The organism is Stieleria tagensis, from assembly GCF_024129865.1.
GTDB lineage: Bacteria > Planctomycetota > Planctomycetia > Pirellulales > Pirellulaceae > Stieleria > Stieleria tagensis.
Genome location: NZ_JAMYFE010000057.1, coordinates 24,419 through 43,473, shown reverse-complemented (window position 1 = coordinate 43,473; position 19,055 = coordinate 24,419). Strand labels below are relative to the sequence as shown.

11 protein-coding genes are annotated in these 19,055 nt (G+C 55.7%); 1 reads left to right on the top strand and 10 read right to left on the bottom strand.

Features of this window, described 5'->3' with window-relative positions; translation table 11 throughout:
• Positions 1 to 146: 146 nt before the first annotated feature.
• Genes NHH03_RS14310 through NHH03_RS14290 form a run of 5 tightly spaced genes read right to left on the bottom strand, consistent with a single transcriptional unit; the run spans position 147 to position 8,071 of the window.
• Entirely contained in the window at positions 147 to 791 is a 645-nt protein-coding gene (locus NHH03_RS14310; protein WP_253157209.1) for an ABC transporter ATP-binding protein, read from the bottom strand.
• Positions 788 to 1,633 (bottom strand): ABC transporter permease, encoded by an 846-nt coding sequence (locus tag NHH03_RS14305; RefSeq protein WP_253157207.1) that lies wholly within the window; start codon positions 1,631 to 1,633, stop codon positions 788 to 790. Before NHH03_RS14305 ends, NHH03_RS14310 begins: the two co-directional genes overlap by 4 nt.
• Positions 1,626 to 3,137 carry a substrate-binding domain-containing protein gene (locus NHH03_RS14300; RefSeq protein ID WP_253157205.1) on the bottom strand — a complete coding sequence of 504 codons (1,512 nt, stop codon included), beginning with the start codon at positions 3,135 to 3,137 and terminating at the stop codon, positions 1,626 to 1,628. The genes NHH03_RS14305 and NHH03_RS14300 overlap by 8 nt, the downstream gene beginning before the upstream one ends.
• Before the next feature lie 9 nt (positions 3,138 to 3,146).
• A complete protein-coding gene (locus tag NHH03_RS14295) occupies positions 3,147 to 4,127 on the bottom strand; it encodes a hypothetical protein (RefSeq protein WP_253157203.1) in 981 nt (326 codons plus the stop codon).
• A 29-nt stretch (positions 4,128 to 4,156) separates the two neighbouring features.
• The gene (locus NHH03_RS14290) at positions 4,157 to 8,071 is read right to left on the bottom strand and encodes an outer membrane protein assembly factor BamB family protein (RefSeq protein WP_253157201.1); all 3,915 of its coding nucleotides are present in this window, start codon (positions 8,069 to 8,071) and stop codon (positions 4,157 to 4,159) included.
• A 356-nt stretch (positions 8,072 to 8,427) separates the two neighbouring features.
• Here NHH03_RS14290 and NHH03_RS14285 point away from each other — a divergent pair, with 356 nt between their 5' ends.
• Positions 8,428 to 9,207, top strand: coding sequence for a 3-keto-disaccharide hydrolase (locus tag NHH03_RS14285; RefSeq protein WP_253157200.1), 780 nt, complete (start codon positions 8,428 to 8,430; stop codon positions 9,205 to 9,207).
• 126 nt (positions 9,208 to 9,333) lie between these two features.
• Here the strand turns inward: NHH03_RS14285 and NHH03_RS14280 are convergent, their stop codons facing one another.
• From NHH03_RS14280 to NHH03_RS14260, 5 genes are all read right to left on the bottom strand, one after another.
• Positions 9,334 to 10,773, bottom strand: a complete 1,440-nt coding sequence (locus tag NHH03_RS14280; RefSeq protein ID WP_253157199.1) for a DUF1501 domain-containing protein — start codon at positions 10,771 to 10,773, stop codon at positions 9,334 to 9,336.
• 10 nt (positions 10,774 to 10,783) lie between these two features.
• Positions 10,784 to 13,153, bottom strand: coding sequence for a PSD1 and planctomycete cytochrome C domain-containing protein (locus NHH03_RS14275; RefSeq protein ID WP_253157198.1), 2,370 nt, complete (start codon positions 13,151 to 13,153; stop codon positions 10,784 to 10,786).
• Between the two features lie 233 nt (positions 13,154 to 13,386).
• Positions 13,387 to 14,391: an AraC family transcriptional regulator gene (locus NHH03_RS14270; protein ID WP_253157197.1), complete on the bottom strand. Its 1,005-nt coding sequence runs from the start codon at positions 14,389 to 14,391 to the stop codon at positions 13,387 to 13,389.
• 592 nt (positions 14,392 to 14,983) lie between these two features.
• A complete protein-coding gene (locus NHH03_RS14265) occupies positions 14,984 to 15,877 on the bottom strand; it encodes a metallophosphoesterase family protein (RefSeq protein WP_253157196.1) in 894 nt (297 codons plus the stop codon).
• Positions 15,878 to 16,152: 275 nt separating this feature from the next.
• Positions 16,153 to 19,002 carry a cadherin domain-containing protein gene (locus tag NHH03_RS14260; RefSeq protein WP_253157195.1) on the bottom strand — a complete coding sequence of 950 codons (2,850 nt, stop codon included), beginning with the start codon at positions 19,000 to 19,002 and terminating at the stop codon, positions 16,153 to 16,155.
• Positions 19,003 to 19,055: the final 53 nt, after the last annotated feature.

Here is a 19,055-nt window from a genome sequence, read left to right as displayed (position 1 = left end):
GCGCAACTTCAAAACGCGTTAGCGAGGGATTTAGGGTGTTGATGGGATCCCTCGCTGACGCGTCGGGTTACCAAAAACCAGAGCCTGACGCAAAAGCGTGACGCTAAAACTGATGCGAAGCGTTTGAAAAAACGAGTACAAAACGTTTAATCATCAAGACGCCGGATCGATTTCTCGTCCAACACGAAGCGGCAATCTGCCAGTGCCTGTGCTTCTACGCTGTTGTGTGTCACATGCAACGTCGTCACACCGGTGTCTTGTTTGACGCGGCGCAGTAAATCCAGCATCTCCTGGCGCGTTTCTTCGTCGAGCGCGCTCAATGGTTCGTCCAACAACAACACGGCCGGGCGAAACGATAGCGCGCGTCCCAACGCGACCCGCTGGGCTTCTCCGCCGCTTAAACCACGGACCTTGCGATACAAGAGCGGAGTGATCCCCAGCACCTCTGCCAGTTCTTCCACACGAGCTTGGATGGCCAATCGCGTACGCCCGCGTAAACGAAGCGCAAACGCCAAGTGATCTTCGACGGTCATCGTCGGAAACAAAGCTCGATCCTGGGGCACGTATCCGATCTGCCGATCACCTGGCAACCAGCCGGTGACGTCCGATCCGCCGACTAAGATCCGTCCCGATGTGACTTTTCGAAGCCCACAAATGGCTTCCAAAATCGTCGTCTTGCCGCGTCCGGTACGTCCCATCAATACCGCGTAGTGGCCGCGCGGCACTGCAAATGAAATGTCTGTCAAACGAAATCCGCCGGCGCGAATCGCAACCTGCCGCAATTCGATCATCCGCCAAGCCCTGTTCCCAACACCCGCAAGATCAACAGCACCACAACCGCCATCGCCACCATCAACAATGAAACGGCAACCGCAGCATCAAGCTGACCGATACTCAATTCTAAAAACACGGTCGTCGACAATACCTCCGTTCGCATTCGCGTCGCGCCGGCAAACACCAGGATGGGACCAAATTCCCCGAGCGCGCGTGCCCATGCGATCGTGGTTGCGGCGATCATGCCACGCCAGGCCTGGGGGAGTGCGATCTCCATGAATGCTTGCCCACGGGAACAACCGAGGGTTCGCGCGACGTCTTCCGCACGCGGATCGATCTGGTCGAACGTCACACGCATCGTACGAACGGCAAATGCACAGGCCACCGAAAACTGGGCCAACACCACGGCCGGCCAGCGGTAAGTGACAGGAAAACCGACACGTTCACGCAGCCAGGTTTCTAATTGCCAATCGCCGATCGAGAGGTGAAATAGGATCAACAAGCTAAGCCCCAAAACCAACGGCGGCAAAACGATTGGGATATCGACCAGCGTGTCGACCAGCCAGCGCCCCGGAAATCGATAACGTGACAGCAGGTATCCGAGCGGCGTTGCCACCCACAACGACAGGATCGCCGCCGCCGCACAGGTCAGCATCGTCAATCGAAAGGCCGACTGGATCGCCGGCTTCTGTAACGCTGCGGCGAAATCATCCCACGACGTGAACATCACATCGGCAGTCACCAACAATGCGATCAACACAATGAAACAGGCCGATAGACCGCTCATCACCAAAAAGAACGGAAGATCGCTGCGGCGGCGCAGCGGCGGCGGTGGATTCGCAGCGTCTCGTTCAATCATCGGTCACTGCATCACGTTCGATCTGCCAACGAAACCCTTCAGCAGCAAAGTTACGTTGTGACTGGGCCGAGCACAGGTGCTGAAACAATCGTGTTGCCAATTGCGGAGATCGCGATTGCCTGGCGACCGCCCAGGGCTGAGTCGCAATGCTGCACTCGATCCCCTCGATCCGCACCGCATCCAATTTATCCGCTGCACCAGCAGCGTTGCTTAAATAGGCCACCGCCGCATCCAGTGATCCGGTTTGCAGCTGATTGACCAACATGTCCCCGGTCGGAGTTTGCACGGTGACGTTCGGCATGATTTCGCTGTGCACCCCACCCTCACGAAAAGTGTTTTGTGTAATCCAACCCATCGCACATTGTTTCTCATGACCGATCCCCACTCGCAAGCCCGGCGAAGCCAAATCTTTCAACGATGCGATCCTCTTGGGGTTACCTTTTTGAACCAAAATTACCAGTTCATTCTGCGAAACCGGCACCGGTTCGGGGAACAAATCGTGGACTTGGTTCATGAATTCATTGTCACAGGCAAAATAAGCGTCGGGATGTTGGCCAGCTTTCATTTGCGCCACCAAGATCCCGCAACCGTTGTAGACACGGTTGACCGTGATGCCTTCGCGATTTTCGAACGCATTGATTGTGTCTTCAATGGCCGGGCGCAACATCGACCCGGCAAAAACAGACAACTCTGGCCGATCGCTCCAGACATCGCCGCCGGTGACTCGAAACCCGTGTTCCTGGTATCGCTTTAATCCGCGATCACTGGCCGCGAGATAGCGGGCAAAGTGCAATGCCCCCACAGAATTCTTGGTTTGATCGATCACCCCGACGGCGATTTTGGAAGTCGCATCCTTCAACTCAGGCACTTCGACAAACGCCAGTTCCGAATAGGTATGGAGCACCGCATCGTAGACGATTCCGGCATCGGCGGCACCGACCGCGATATCGTTGGCCACTTCATTGACGGTCGCCCGAAACGCCTCGGTCGCCTGCTGAATCGGATCCCATCGCCCCTGGGAAATCAACACCTCGCGAACCACCTTGCCGACCGCTGCGGTCTGGGGGTTGGCCATGACGAAGGTGACATCCTCGCGCAATAGATCCGAAAGTTGCAAGATCGACTTTGGATTGCCCTTAGGGACCACGATCACCGCTTGCATCGCTGCGATCGGCAACGTCTCGGCAATCAATCCTTTTTGCTTGCCCAATGCCAGATAACTGTCATCGGCTGGCAGATACAAGTCTCCTGACCGAGTCACTTCGATGGATGACAACAGCGTCTGTGAGGGACCATATTGAATCTCAATCGATCGATCGAACTCCTTTAAATAGTCCTCTCGAATCGCCTCCATCACCGCTCGGTTGCTTGCGGCACAGTACATCATCACCGGTTGGTCCAGTGACGACGCCACAGATCCCGAAGGATCACTGCCAACCAGTGCGGCAAAGATGCCTGCCAAGGCGATTACCGATCCGACCATCAAAGCGATCACACGATTCATCACCATCACCTAGTTTCTTCCCGGCGGGATCGTCAGCAGCACAGGGCTGCGGTTTTTGCCTACATCGGCGCTGCGATCCGGAGGCCGATTGCTTTCGTCGCCAAACAGCTGTCCGTCCCAGTCCGCATCGATCAAAAGATCAAATCCGGGGTTCTGCTGTTTGACTTGACAGGAACACGCGCCGCTCAGGAACAACGTCAGATCCTCCACCATTCGCGCCGACAGGTCTGTGGCCGGAATCACTTCCAACGCACGTCCACGACCGAACACCGGGACCAACAACGGCTCGCCGTCTTCGAACGCCTGCTTGCGCAGTCCCGTTAACAAACCGGTCAACACAGCCTCTCGCGGATCATCGCCGTCGATTTGCAACACACTGAATTTCACCACCAAGGGAACATCCGCATACAATTCCGATCCCGGCAATCCGATGCCTTGCGGCAGTTTGATCTTGTTGGCAAGCGTCGTGAAAGTTGTTTCCAATTGGTCCTTGGCTTGATCATTACGGTCCGAATCCGACGATCCAATCAACAACCAAACCACGCTGTGACCCGCCAACAGCCGATCGCGAATTTCATCGCGGGCAGGCGATTGATACAGTCCGACATCGACTGCGGCCTGCAACGTTCCGTGCCAATGATTGACAAACCGACCCTGCCCCAACCGGGTGCGCAGCAAGACCGCAGGCAACTGGACACCGGGCAGCGTCTTCATCTCGGACCACCATTCACGACGCTTGGGATCGTCGTCAGCATTTAGGTCAACCTGGACCACCTCCGCATTGGCGTGACCGCCATCCTGTTTCGATCCGGCACGAATTGATTCCAGCAGTTGCTGCTGCGCTGACGTCAACGGGCCCTCGTGAAAAATGATCACCTGACTGGAATCGGGTTGCCAGCGTTCCAGCGCATAGCGAAAGACCGGTATGTTGCAAGCGACCGCGATCGTTGTGGCCAACGCAAGTGCCGCCGCCATACCGCAACGCAACATCGTGGGGGTCCAATAGGAGCCCGCCGGACCTATTTTGCGAAACAAATCACCGTCCCATCGAGCGTTGATAAAAACAACCTTCCGTTTGCAGCGGCCAATCCATCCCACGTCGGCAGCGCCGACAATTTGACTTCGTTCTCCACTTCACCGGTATCAATATTGACCGCCAAGAGAGAGGATCCGTCGGCGCCCAGTAGAGCCGCATCTTGCTGGTCGAGCAATGCTTGCACCTCGGGATCACTTTCGCTTAGCTTTTCAAACGTCTGTTCTTCGTCGATCGTGTCTGGAGGCCCGACGACAAACAATTTGTCACCGGCCAATACCATTCCGCGCACATAAATGGGAACGTCACTGGCCCACTTGGGCGCCACTAGGCTATCGCCCGGTTTGTTCGTGCTGTTCCCACCGGCTTTCTTTTTGCCAGGGTTTTGCCGTTGGGCCAGGAACTGGATCGCCTTGCCAAATTTCCCTTCAATCAATTTGCCGCCTTCCAGAGTGCCGTTGTTGCGATGCAGACTATGGTCCCGGGCGGTTCCGTCATCAAAACTGACAGCCAGCACCGCATCAGGCGACATCTCCACACCGTCTTGAAAACGTCGACGAATCTGTTCCGCCGTGGCCGTGTGGAAATACAATCGCACTTCGTCGATCGCGCCGGCCAACGGCAATGGCGACTGATACTCGCCGACCGCCGTTTGACCGTCCGCTCCAACGTCCAAGCCCTGCACCGGATCGGTTGTCAACAGACCGTTCGACAGACCGCTGTCGGCCAGTTCGCCGTCGACGTACAGCTTCATCTGTTTGTCATTGTCTAGGACACCGACCAGGTGATGCCAACCGCCAACGATTCGATCCGGACCTTCCACCGTAGACAATTTTTTCTGGGTGCGAACATGGAACTGGGGTTTGCCATTGTTCAGCGTCAGCGCGAATCCCTCCGTCGGCCCGCCGCGGGCAACCACGACTCCGTTGGGTCTGGTGGACGTCACCCAGGCTTCGATCGTGATCGGTTTACCCAACGGATTCAGACTGGCCGATTTGGGGAACGACGCTGATGCAACACCGGCGCCACCGCCACCACGCTGTTTGCCAAAACCTCTGGGGATCTCAGGTGGATTCTGTTCGGCGGCAAACAGTTGATGTTCCAGCACCGTTGTCCAACGCAAGTACTGAGGCTTGCGCCCATAGCCATACACGTACCCGTTGCCTTTGACCAAAATTCGTCCCGACGGCGCGAACCGGCCGGCTTGGTAATAACCGCCGTGTCCACCGGCAAAACTTTGGCCTAGTACCCAGTACGATCGGTGGAACCAAGTGTCATCTAGAAATCCCATCGGCGCAAAGATGTGCGCATCGGGACCGCGTTGTTTGGATGCCTGGGTGGCAAAGTCACCGGAGTTGGGACCGATCTCAAGACGGTTGCCATCGAAATCGAACTTCTGCGACTTCATGAACACGTGACGCCCGTCGCTGGACAGAATATCGGGCAGCCCGACCGGCATTTGCAGGATTTGAAGTTTCTCTTGAATGTTGTTGCCGGTTTCCGGATTCGTTTCATCCATGATCGTTTCCGACAATTTCCGACCGCTGGCCAAATCCAATCGCAATAGCCGCAATCCCCCGTCCAGGAAATTCGAACGACCGGCGACACAGTAGATCGTGTCGTCGTGGACCAAGACGCTGCCGTGTACCGGCCACAGGGATTCCAATTGTTCATAGGCCATCGCGCGTCGATCAATCGGTGCGGCCCGGTAACGCCACGCCAACTCACCAGCGGTGTTCAAGCAATACACCCAGCCATCGGCACTGCCAAAGATCACACGCCCACGATAAATCGTTGGTGGCGAATCAATCCGCGCGCCGGCAGTGAATGCCCACTCGGCGGCCCCAGTTTTTTCGTCTAACGCGTGCATCGTGTGTTGGTCGACCTGGGCAACATACACTTTGCCGCCGGCGATCACAGGCGACGTCAATCGACCGCCCAGTTCGGCCGACCATTTCTGGTCCACATCCACTTCGATGTCACCGGCCGTGGTCCCGCTACGCCCCGAATCGTGGCGGTAGGTCGGCCAGTCATCTGACAGACCATCGGTGTCGTCCGACTGCAATGGAGTGTCAAATGCCGGTCCCATTTCCAGTCGCCCCTGTTCGGGCACGTCGGTTGGAATCGGGCGTGTCGGCGCGAGCGGTGCCAAGGCATTGAATCCAAATAGTTTCGCCTCGGGATAGCAGGCACAGTTGTGCGGCGGAGCATAGGTCAATCCGTTGCAAGGCATCACGCCGTACAAACATCCGCCCCGAACCCAGTGATTGATATCCCAGTGTTCTTGATCCGGATCCACAAACTCGATACCGGTTCGCGACGGCATCAAGAAGTTGTCGGTCGCCTTGGCGATGTAACATCGATGGTGGAACCAATAGGTATCCACATCTGGCGAAAACTGTTTGACGATTTGCCCGGTACGTGGATTGCGACCGGTGTACATGCCGCTGTCCTTGCCCGACGTCAACGGTGCCAACCAGACCAAACCGTTGACCACCATCAAATCTTGTGGCGACTGATAACCACTGTTGGGAAAACTTGCCTCCCAAAGCGTTTCACCACTCTTGCTGTCACTGCTGATCATTTTGCCGTCGCCACCGGCGTACAGCACCACGTCGTTGTAAACGACCAATCGCGGGCCAAAATTAAACGTGAACGAATCACGCCGTGTCACGGGCTGGCTTTCCCAAGCGACCTCGCCGGTGGACCCGTCCAGACTGACGATCCGCTCGCCGTCGTGGAAATACAATTGTGAATCCGTCGCGGCGAGGGTCAGCGGCGAGATCTTGGTGGTTTTCGCCCACAACTGCTTGCCGGTGCTGGCCTGGAACGCCATCAACACCCGCGGTTGTTCGTCCCAAAAGAAACCGCGTGATCGGGCTTGGTCGCCCACCGTGGGATGTAGCGGCGCATAATCAGCCAACTCGGCTTTGCCCTTGCGGACCACCAAGTACAGCCTGTCACCGATCGAAATGATCTCTTCGGTCGCATCGCTACCCTCATAGGTTCTCAGCAGTTCGCCACTGGCGGCGTCCAAGGCAACCAACGGTGCATCAAACCCCAACGTCACAAAGACTTCTTTTTCGCTGGATACCAGTCGCCGCGATAACTGTGAGGGCCCACTTTTGAGTGGCCACAAGTGCGGTTGCCAATGTTCGATGTCCTTCTTCCACAACACGCTGCCGTTGAAGGCATCACGAGCGATCAATTTCCACTTCGGCGGCAACTGGATCGAAATTCGACTGCCTTCATCCATGATGTAGAACATTCGTCCGCCGGTCGAAACCAAAGCGCTCATGCTGGCCATGCGATCGTGATGGCGCGACCAACGCGGACTGCCCACCCATTGCAAGTGGCGCGGCGGTGCGACGACGTCGTCATGCGCGACGGAATTCCCGCTGGCGTCGTGCAAGTAGTGGGACCATTCATCGATATTGTCTGGCCGTGGCTTCACCAGCTTGGTCCACTGATCATTTTCGTGGATCATCGCCACACCATTGGGCACCAACACCCGCAACATCTCGTCGCGTGACACGGCCCCCGCTGATTGCACAACCAACAGGTTGACCATGTTGTCGACGTAAGGCAACTGATCGCCAGTAAAACCGTCAAAGGAAACGTCACCATAGTTTCCTGATGAACGAACACGCTGCCGGATCGCGGGCAAGGTGGATGCATCGGCAACCAGTCCGTGGACCTGAGTCGCATCGCTACCACGCAGCGCCGCGGTCAATACTCCGTCGCCGGCGTTCAGGTGCACCACCAATCCGGCCGACACTCCGGACTGTTGAATCAAATCGGCGGCGTCCTGCTGTGCATCAGCCAGCGCATCACCCGGTTCCGCCGCAGAAATCAAACCCAAACACAACAGCACAATGAACCGTAATAGCAGGCGCAGCATGGTTCAGTTCCCGTAAGGATCCAATCGGTGGTAGCAATTCCCCAGATTGTACCCCACCTCGAGCGTACTGAAGTTGCAAGTTTTAGTGCCAGGCCTTGGTTTTTGGAAACCCGACGCGTCACTTCAACGGCGCTGGTGTGGAGGATTTATCCGACTCGGGTGAGGGTTTTCGACGAAGAATCAGGCCGGTCGGATAAATCCTCCACACCAACTAGCGACCGGCTAATTAAATCAACAGCCCGGTCGGGTTACCGTAAAAGCGCAACTTCAAAACGCGTGAGCGCGGGATCAGATGAAGTCCCTGCAAACTGGCCAATTGCTTGCTTGTCAAATCCGCCCCGATTATACATTGGGACATGAAAACACTCACACGATCCATCGCCCTGTCGTTCTTTTGTCTGTCCCTGACCGCGCACGCCCAAGCGCCGCCCGAGTCTGTTGGTGTCGGTGCCAAGCCTATCGAAGGCGCCGAAGTCATCATCGACGGGTCGCGCGAGATGCTCGACAGCAAATGGACATACTGGGAAGGCCCCCGATTCGGATCGTCGCTGCCGATTAAATGGAAGATCGTCGAAGACCCCGTCGATGGTGGCACCTGCCTGATGACCGACGATCGTGCGGCCGATGGTGGCAAGTATGGCGCCGCGGATTTGGTGACGAAAAAAAACTACCGAGATTTCCGCCTGCACATCGAATTTCTGATCATGAAACCCGGTGGCAATAGCGGCGTCTACTTGCAGAACCGCTACGAAATCCAAGTCCTTGATGGCGACAAGACTAAACACGGCATGGCCGCGGTGATCAACGAAACCGAATCACCGTACCACGCCTACAACGGTGTCGGAAAATGGAACGCTTATGACATCGTGTTCCGCGCTGCCCGCTTCGCGGATGGCAAGTTGGTCAAGAAGCCACAAGTCACGATGTACTTCAACGGTGAAAAAGTTCACACCAATCAAACCATCAATAAGGTTTGGGGCGGCCCCGCATCCGGAGTCGACGGGGGCAATGACAACGGCTTCGGCATCACCGACACCCCACAAGGATTGAAGTTGCAATGCGAAGGCCACGACGTGCGTTACCGCAACACCTGGATCAAAGCCATCGATCTCAAGGACGCCGAAACCGATTTCTAACAGAAACGTCAGGATTCAACCGGCGGGGAAGTGGGTGCTGAGCACACCACTTAGTTGCATCCAATACACAGCATTTGAAACGGTGGAACGACACGTCACCGCTTTCGGACTTCCGACTCATCAGATCTAGGAAAGAATTTCCTGTATCACTTCGCCGGCGACATCGGTTAGCCGGTAACTACGACCGTTGTGGAAGTAGGTCAGTCGCTGATGGTCGAGGCCAAGCAGGTGGAGAATGGTGGCGTGAAGATCATTCACGCTGACGGGGTTCTCCACGGCTTCGTAGCCGATCTCGTCTGTCTCACCATAACTGACACCGCCCTTGATTCCCGCACCAGCCATCCACTGCATGAATCCTTTGGGATTGTGATCGCGCCCCTTTCCGTTTTGAGAGATCGGCATGCGTCCGAACTCGCCACCCCAGATCACAAGGGTTGAATCGAGTAGTCCGCGCGCCTCCAAATCGCTCAACAGACCGGCTACGGGAACATCCGTGGCAGCGCAATGATGCGTGTGATTCTCTTCAAGATTGTCGTGGGCATCCCACTCCCCGTCGCTGTAGACCTGCACAAACCGAACACCACTTTCAACAAGTCTTCGTGCCATCAAGCATTTGGACCCGAACGACTTGGATCTTGGATTGTCGATCCCGTACATCGCCTGCGTTGCCTGAGTTTCTCGCGAAAGATCGACAACTTCGGTAGCCTCTTTCTGCATCCGAAACGCCAACTCAAACGACTGCATGCGGTTTGCAAACTCAGCGTCATCTGTGTGGCGCCGCATGTGTTCATCGTTCAACTTGGCCATCAGGTCGAGTTGCGCACGCTGGTCTTGCTTGGTAATCTTGGGTTGCCGTTTGAGATTGAGAACCGGAGCGCCCTGGGATCGAAAAAGCGTTCCTTGAAATGTCGACGGCAGGAAACCCGATCCCCAATTGTGCGGACCGCCTTTGGCTCCTTGGGTGTTACCCATCACCACATAGCCGGGCAAATCTTGATTCTCGCTGCCCAAACCATAGGTCGCCCACGCTCCGGCTGTGGGAAAACCCGGCCGAGGCAGTCCACTATTGATTTGGTAAATTGCTGGTACGTGGTCATTCGATTCGCTGTAACACGATTTGATGAACGCCATTTTATCGACATGCTTGGCGACGTTGGTGTACTTGTCGCAAACCCACTGCCCGCAGTCTCCATATTGCTTGAATGAAAACGGCGACTTCATCAATGGCCCAGGGTTGCCAAAGAAAGCCTGGATGTCTGTGCTGTCACCATCTCGTTTGTCGAGTTCAGGCTTGCGGTCGAACATGTCGACAGCACTGGGGGCACCTTCCATGAATAGCCAAATGATCGACTTTGCTTTGGCGGGGAAGTGACCAGGGCGCGGCAGCAATGAAGTCACCGGATCAGATGCATTTTCCGATTGCGGTGCGCCCAGAAGACTCTGATCTGCCATGAGGCTGGCAAGGCCAATCATACCTGCACCGGCGCCAGCTCGGCGAAGCCACTCTCGTCGCCCCAGCAAGTTTGCGACGCGACCGCAGGGAAACAACGGTGAAATTTTAGTCATGTCAACTCACTCAATCGACGTAGATGAATTCATTTAGCCCGAACAGCGATTGACAATAGTCGGTCAGCGCTTCGATGTGCGGCTCACGTTCCGCCCGCTCGGTGCGTGCATTGGTCTGTGCCTCGATAAATTGGATGGAAGTCTCCAATTCCCTGTTCGTCGGCAACCTCGCAAAGCAGATTTCAAAAGCGGTTTCAATGATCGACTTTCGCTCAAGTTCCGCCCAAACCGCCCTGCTGGATTGCCTTTGAACCAGCAACTTTGCGAAGTCGCGAGCCACTGAGCGAACAAAGCGGTCGTTCAGAATCACCATCGCTTGTGGTGCCACGGTTGTGTTTTGCCTGCGAGCACAACTGGTCATGAGATCCGGGCGATCAAATGCCTGAAACATTGGATAAGGAATGAGGCGTTTGTGGAACATATAGACGCTGCGCCGCCGATTGGCCGCGTCGTCCTTCGCGTCTTTGGGATAGCCCTCGCCTTGGATGTTTCTGGCGAGGTTGGCCTCAGGAGCGATGTAAGGCTTGAATCCGGGGCCACCTGCTTGAAGGTTTAGCGTATCGCTAACTGCCAACATCGCGTCACGCATCGCTTCGGCCTCAAGACGTTGCGGAGTCATTCGCCAAAGCAAATTGTTGGCAGGATCGATCTCCGAGCCCCGCTCGTCCGCAGCGTCTTGCGTGCTGGCCTGCTGCCAAACAGCGCTGGTGAGAATCGTTCGATGCAACGATTTGATGTCCCAACCGCTGCCAACGAACTCGTTTGTCAGGTATTCGAGTAACTGAGGATGAGACGGCGCATCACCGCTGACCCCAAAGTCGCTTGTCGTTTGGACGATGCCCTTGCCAAAGTGATGGTCCCAAACTCGGTTGACGATGACTCGAGCCAGCAGCGCTCCGCCGCCCTGCTGAGTGTCCGTGATCCAATCGGCGAGGGCGCGCCGCTGCAAGGTACTTTTGGCTTCGCCAATCTCGCGGTAGGCTTCTTTGGCCTTCTGCCAGTAGTCATCGGCCGCGGGACCGGATGACAACATCGCAGGAAACCCGATGTCGACTTCAATTTCTCGGTCGTAGAAATCGCTGCGGCGAAACAACCAAGTGGTTCGACGCTGGTTGTCAAAATCTTGAAAGACAAAGGCCTCTTTCCCGCTCGGCAACTTGGCTGTCACGCGGTCACCGCTGTGAAAGACGCCCATCAATTGGTAGTACTCTTTTGCTGAAAACGCGTCGTATTTGTGATCGTGGCAGCGAGCACAGGCGACGGTGATTCCCAAAAACCCAGACCCCAGCGTTGAGATCACGTCATCCATCTCGTTGTAACGATTCGCCAGACGTTCGCTCTCCAGAAACGAATCGGGCAACTTGAAGGCTGGCCCGGAGGTCAGGAAGCCAGTGGCTGAAACCGCAGCATCATTTTCCGGCTCGAATTCGTCACCGGCAATTTGCCAACGAACGAATTGGTCGTATGGCATGTTGCTGTTGAACGCTTGAATCACAAAATCGCGATAGGTGTATGCGTGCGGACGGTCCTTGTCGGCTTCTTGCCCGTCGCTGTCTGCATAGCGAGCCACGTCCAACCAATGCCTACCCCAGCGTTCGCCATAACGCGGCGACTCCAGCAGTTGGTCCACAAGACTCTCAATGGCAGAGTCCGGGGCTTTCGAATGAGCACGGACGAATTGCATCGTCTGCTGGGGAGAAGGCGGCAATCCAATCAGATCAAAATACAATCGTCGCACCAGCTTTCGTGCATCGGCGGGTTGCGATGGTCGGAGTCCAACCTCGTCCAGTCGCCGCAGCACGAATCGGTCGATCGGCCCCTTGGACCAAGTGTCATCAGCATGCCGCGAAGGCGCCACGACCTGTTCAAGCCGTTGAAATGCCCAATGCGATTTGGCACGATCCAACTTGGGATCAACGACGTCCGAGTCATCGGGCCACCGGGCGCCTCCATCGATCCAGGATCGGAGTAGGCCAATCTGCTCTTCGGTCAGCGGCTCATTTCCCTCCGGCGGCATCAAACGATCTTCGTCGACCCCGGAAACCAATTGAATCAACAAGCTCTCATTGCTTTTACCGGCTAGAATCGCCGCGTCACTGTCTCCTCCCTGCATCGCTTTGGCCTTGATACCCAGATTCAATCCGCCCTCTTGCGTGGTCCCGGCGTGGCACTCGTAACAATTGTCTCGCAAGATCGGTTGAATCTCGCTCAGGAAGTCAACCGTCTTAGAATCTGACGCCGCCAGTCGCGCGCCGGGAGCACTTTTTCCAGCAGGTGATTGCGTGTCCTGCGCGAAGGAAAAGCTGTTTAGCAATCCCAGGCAAATTGCCATGAACATGCAGCGACGATCAAGCGAAAAAATCAGGGGAAGAACCTTCATGCGTGTTCGCTGAGAGAGGTAACGCAGGCGGGAGACGAAATAACATCGTGTGAACGGAACGAAAAAGAGATCTTTGCCGTTGAAACCACTCCACACGCGATGGTGTTCTGGGCGGAGCCGACAACGGGCTATCAGCGCAGTTGTGATTGGTGGAACGGTACAATGTAGGTGAACGGCGACGCACAACAATTCGCAGATGCGCAAATCGCTTTCGATTTTTCCTCTCGGTCAACTTAAATCGCGCGGTTTTGTCGCCGGTATTTGCCAGGCGTGGTACCAAAATGTTGGGAAAAGGCTTGAGACAAAGAGGCGCCGGTAGCGAACCCGGTTTCAGCGGCGATCGTCGAAACAGGCTTGTCCGAGTCCAGCAACAATCGCCCGACATGAGCCATGCGAACACGACGGATCTCTTCGGCCGGGCTGCGATCGAGTTCTGCGCGAAAACGCTGCTCCAATCGCCTTCGTGAAATGGGAAACTTTTTCAGCAAGTCGGCAACAGTAATGCCCAATGGAGCCCGATCGCGAATGAACTGTAAGACTTCGGCGATTTCGTCATCCGACATTGCAAGGATATCTGTCGAATGTCGACCTCGCACTCGAAGCGGTGGGATAAGTGTCGCGAGTTTCATCGTGGCACCACCATTCATCATTCGCTCCAACATCTGCGCTGCCGTTTCACCGATCCGATGACTTGCCAGTTCGACCGCTGAAATCTGAGGTGAAGCCACATTGCAAAGCAATTCATCATCGTCGCCAGAAAGTACAGCCACTTCATCGGGAATACGAATCGATTCAACCGAACAGATCTCAACCAGTTGTCTGGCGGGGTAAGGATCAGCTGCAAAGATCCCCAACGGACGCGGGAGAGTCGCCAACCAACGACGCACGTTTGAATAATTTGTCAACCATCCTGCTGCGTCATCGCGGGTGGCTTCGTACATCGCACATGGGTATCCGCCCGCAACCACAGCATCTGCGAAGGCCATGGATCGCACGTCCGAGTAACGACCGATCGGAGGCGCATAGCATGCAAAGTGAGTGAGGCCTCGATCGCGCAAATGCTCAAACGCCATTTTGCCGCGAGCCGCGTCATCGGTCGCGACTCGTGCCAACCAATCATATTTGGGAACCATGATGCCGACATCAACGACAGGCAGGTGTAGGTTCTTTACATGCCGGACCGAGGATGTGGTTCGCAGCGACGCGATGATGCCGTCGCCGTTCCAAACCTTTGGCAACCGCAACCGACCTTGAGAATCACGAGGCGTGATCAGAACAGTCCAACCGCGTGAGCGACCAAACTTACAAATAGCCTCGACTACTTTTCGGCCCCACGAATCGTCGGTCTCAACAAGAATGCCAACCTGTGGTGGTCGTTTGGTGGATGTCACTGATTACGATCCAAGGGGAGGGTCCTAGGAAAACTCATCAATGCGCATCACAGTAACAGATATGCGCAGCTGCGCACGCACGGAACGACGACCTGGCGTCTCATTCAGTGAAAATCGTCTGCCCAGCAACACCGACGGGGAGGTGCCGCGGCCAAGACCGAAATCCATGAGCGTTCAACACGTGGGTGGCTACCCCGCTACGAGACAGCACCGTCCTGGGTGCCAATTGGGAAGGGGGCTATGGGCACGACCTCGCTCTGCCTGCGGGCAGACCCAACGCGGGGCGAAGTGATTACGCCCGAAGCAGCAGCGCGGTTTCGCGATCGGGGGATGCTTGGTGCTGCTGAAGCATTTTGGTGGCGATTTCAGCAGATCATCGGATTTGGCCAACACCCTGGGAAACGCCTGAAGCATTGATCGACAAGCGGTGACTGCTCGGCTAGCGATGGTTCATCCAGCGGTAGTTTTGCTGTTTGCGGAAACCGGTCAATTGAATGTCACCGCTGTCGCTAACATTGACCAATGAGTAACCGTTGCTTGATTCACCAGAGCCTTCGACCATGGCGACCAACGTGCAGTAGTGGATGCCGCCAATGTCGTTTAAATCGTTGTGGTGGCTGTGGCCTTGAAAGACCGCCAAAACTTTGCCGGAATCCTCCAGCAGCTTGCGTACCTGGGCGTTGTTCTTCACACCGTGATTGTTGCTGACGTCCAATCGCTGGTGGGCAAACACGATCACTTGCTTGTCGGTCGCTGCCAGGTCGGCCGCCAGCCATTTCAATTCTTCCGCCGGTACATTGGCGTCGGTCCAGACAGAATTCTTTCGGCCGTAGGGTTTGCCGTCGCTACGGAAACACGCATCCAACACCACAAAGTGAACACCTGCACGGTCGAATGAATAATAAGACTCGGCTTGTTTCACGCCGCCTAGGAATTCCGGCTTGGTCAACATGTCCACACAATGGTTGCCCAGCACGTAGTGGCGATCTGGACAGATGGCCGAGAACGCCTGATTGATCGTTTGCAGATAACTCAGCTCTGTCTCCACCGCATCGGCCGCATCGATCAAGTCGCCCAGTTCGACCAGAAAATCGGGTTTGTCTTGCTCGAATCGCTGGCCGGCTTCCTGCAGCTTGCCTAGTGTTTCTCGGTAAAAACGACTGCCCGCCGCTGGCTTGTCGGCGTAGTGAAGATCTGTGACCAAAGCGAACTGCAGGCCCGAACGCTGCTCGGATGCGAACGAAGGAACTGCCGCAGCACTGGAGGCGGCCAGGACGACAGAGCTACCCTGCAAGAACGTACGGCGACCAAGTCGAACGGGATCACGATTCATGATTGGCTGGATCTTTGGAGTCGGTGACAGACAATTGGTTTGAAGTTGCACTTTTTATCACAACCCGACGCGTGACGGGTTGTTGATTTAATTAGACGGTTGCAAGTTGGTGTGGAGGATTTATCCGACCGGCTTTATTCTTCGCAGAAGACCCTCACCCGAGTCGAATAAATCCTCCACACCAGCGCCGTTGAAGTTGCGCGTCACGCGTCGGGTTATCAAAAACCAATGCCAGCCATCAACCGTGTTGGCATCGTCGGCCGGAAACCGATGACTTAGAACAATTGCCAATCCCCATACAACTGGGCAATGGCGTCGTCCCGATCCTCGTCGGTTGCGGTGGGTTGAAGGAATGACGATGCGGTTTGCTCGCCCTCGGTCGTTCCACTGACCTGATCCTGGCCGATCTTGTTGATCACGAATAAGGCATCGAGTGGCGAGATGATCTTGTCCGAATTCACATCGAGAAGTGCATCGACGCGAGCGGTATTGTCGACGACGAACTCGGGGTATCGTGCCAAGTGGTTGATGACTCGCAGCGCATCGATTGGCGTCACTTCATAGTCAACGTTGACGTCGTGTGGGATCGCGACGTGGTGCAATGGATTGTCACCCGACATCACGACGAGTTCGAACATTGTCGACGCAGCAACCCCGGGATCGTTCACCGATTCGACCGTCAATGTCACCGCCATGTGGCCGATCCAATAGGATGTCGGAGTCCCCGACAACGTCAATTGAGTCGGATCGAATTGCAGCCAATTGGGGGTCGGTTGGCCACCATACAACATCGATGCCGTCCACGCATCGCCTTCGGGATCGAAGATATAACCGTCGGGCAGTTGCAGTTCGAACCGATGACCGCTGGTTAATACCTGCGTCTGGACTTCACCGTTGAATGTCGGTGGTTCATCCAAGTCGTTCAGGGAAATGACAATCGTTTTTTCCGTGGTTTGGACCGGATTGCCACTGTCGCTTGCACTGACGACCAGCGTGTACTCGGGCGCCGTCTCATAATCGAACTCTGCACCGGGCAAAATGCTGATCAGCCCTTGCGGGCTGACTTCCACCAAACCGGCCGCCGTCCCGCCGACCAATTGAAACTGATGCGTTTGCCCAATATCGGGATCACTGACTTGCAGCATGCCGATCTGCCCAAAACTGCCCTCGTCAATCCGAATGGGTTCATAGCTGATTTCGGGCGCCTCGTTTACGTTCAACAGGTTCACGGTGACGGAGGCCGAACTCGTCTTGCCCTGTTCATCGTCGACGATCACGGTCAGGGTACGCTTTGCCGCCGTTTCGAAGTCAAGGTCTGCGTTGTCGAGAACCACGATTTCGCCTGTGGTTTCATCGATCGAAAATTCTTCCACGACACCATCGAACCGGAAACTCAGGCTTTCTCCGTCGGGATCATTAGCGATCATCTGGCCCACCAAAACGCCTGCCAACGAATTCTCGTCGATCTCAAACACAGCGTCATCGATGACCGGACTCCGATTGGGATCAATTTCGAAATCTAACGTGGCGTGCTCGTAACGAATCACATCCAACTGCGGAATTTCCCCGACGACTTCGTAGCCCACCGGTTTGATTTCGTACGATTCGGGGAACAGGTTTTCAATCTCGTAATATCCTGATTCGTCGGTCGTCGCAGCGAGTTCGTACTGCGAGAATTTCATGCGGTCAAACCGACCAAACGGGCCTCCGCCTTCAACGCTCTCGTCGGAATAGGCAAACACGTAAGCGATGTCGTCCTGCCCGGTCGAGACCCCGATGACCTCGCGCTGACTATCGATCAATTCAGAGCTCAAATCGCTCGCCAGCAGTTCGCCGGCCTCGTTGTAAGCTTCAATGCGGGCGTACACCGGCGACAGGGAATTGTCGCTACCGATCGCGACCAGCGAAACCGCATTGACCGGTTCGTAGAAATCGAAGCGTAGAACGCCACCGCTGCTGAACCAAGAAATGCCGCCGGTTGCGAAAATGTGGTTGGCAAGCGTGTTGGGAAAGTCGCGTTCGGGTTCCGCTGTCACGTTCGAAGCTGGGAACGAATCCAGTGCAAAATTGGTGACCGTGGTGCCGGGAAATGCATTGACCAATGGATACGTCTCTTGAACCCCCTGGGCGAGGACAATGCCGTCTGGATCAAACACATACTCTAGATTGTCGCGGAGGTTGTTTTCATTTGTATCAGCGAAAACCTGGACGCCTACTGCGGGCAATCCCGATTCAGACGACACGATGTGCCCGCGGGCGCCACCGACAAAGTTCGCTTCGCCGACATGGTCCAGATCACGCCCGACGAACGCATATTGATTGGGGACACCAAACAAATTGTCAGCCAATGCCCATTGCCTTGCCTCAATGCCCGCTGGACTTTCATCAACGACGGTCGATGCGATCCAATCTGATTCGGTGCTACCGATCGTCTCACCGACACGTCCCGCATAGCCAAAGCCTTCTGTCGGGATCACCTGCACCCCCTCGCGGGTTGCGATCACCGGATCCGTTGCACCGATCTCGGCAAACACGATCTCGCCCAGCGCCTTATCGCCGCGTCCGACAAAGGAGTGCAATGAAATCGAATCCAGGATGTTCCAATCGCCAGAAACAACCGGGTCGATCAACAGGTCCGCATTGGCGTCGATGTTTTGTCCTAACGTCGGAACCACGTTGGTTTGAATCAGAAAGTATCCATTGGGACCGATAATAAAATCGATGCGGTCACTTAACGGATGCGAGTCCGTGTAGATCCCGCCTGGCAATCCGCCAAACCCGGTCGCTGTCGATTGCAACACGTTGGCCTGGGCAACCGGGACATGAGTGCTGTCCTGCTGCAACAGCACTAGGTAGCCGTTGTCGCCGAACGACTGCCCACTCAAATCAAAGATGCCATGAATCTCGCCATAATTGGGCGCGCGTTCGCTGGCGACGACCAAATAGGTTCCATCGTCCAGCGTCGCGCCGGGTTCCCCGCGCAGTTCAACCATCTGGTCGGTGTCGTTATTGCCAAACAGTGGACTGACTAATAATTCACTCAGGTGGGCGGCTAGCAACTCACGCCGCTCCAAAGATTGATAACCCAGTCGCCGTTTCTGAACAGGCCCGCGTGACCGTGACATCGTCTGTACCTCAAGTAGCTCAGCCCAACTGTCGCCTGCCCTTGGATCATTTC

Excerpts from the sequence above, each read along its gene's own strand:
- NHH03_RS14310 (WP_253157209.1), bottom strand. The coding sequence starts at position 791 with ATGATCGAATTGCGGCAGGTTGCGATTCGCGCCGGCGGATTTCGTTTG.
- NHH03_RS14305 (WP_253157207.1), bottom strand. The coding sequence starts at position 1,633 with ATGATTGAACGAGACGCTGCGAATCCACCGCCGCCGCTGCGCCGCCGC.
- NHH03_RS14300 (WP_253157205.1), bottom strand. The coding sequence starts at position 3,137 with ATGAATCGTGTGATCGCTTTGATGGTCGGATCGGTAATCGCCTTGGCA.
- NHH03_RS14295 (WP_253157203.1), bottom strand. The coding sequence starts at position 4,127 with ATGTTGCGTTGCGGTATGGCGGCGGCACTTGCGTTGGCCACAACGATC.
- NHH03_RS14290 (WP_253157201.1), bottom strand. The coding sequence starts at position 8,071 with ATGCTGCGCCTGCTATTACGGTTCATTGTGCTGTTGTGTTTGGGTTTG.
- NHH03_RS14285 (WP_253157200.1), top strand. The coding sequence starts at position 8,428 with ATGAAAACACTCACACGATCCATCGCCCTGTCGTTCTTTTGTCTGTCC.
- NHH03_RS14280 (WP_253157199.1), bottom strand. The coding sequence starts at position 10,773 with ATGACTAAAATTTCACCGTTGTTTCCCTGCGGTCGCGTCGCAAACTTG.
- NHH03_RS14275 (WP_253157198.1), bottom strand. The coding sequence starts at position 13,153 with ATGAAGGTTCTTCCCCTGATTTTTTCGCTTGATCGTCGCTGCATGTTC.
- NHH03_RS14265 (WP_253157196.1), bottom strand. The coding sequence starts at position 15,877 with ATGAATCGTGATCCCGTTCGACTTGGTCGCCGTACGTTCTTGCAGGGT.
- NHH03_RS14260 (WP_253157195.1), bottom strand. The coding sequence starts at position 19,002 with ATGTCACGGTCACGCGGGCCTGTTCAGAAACGGCGACTGGGTTATCAA.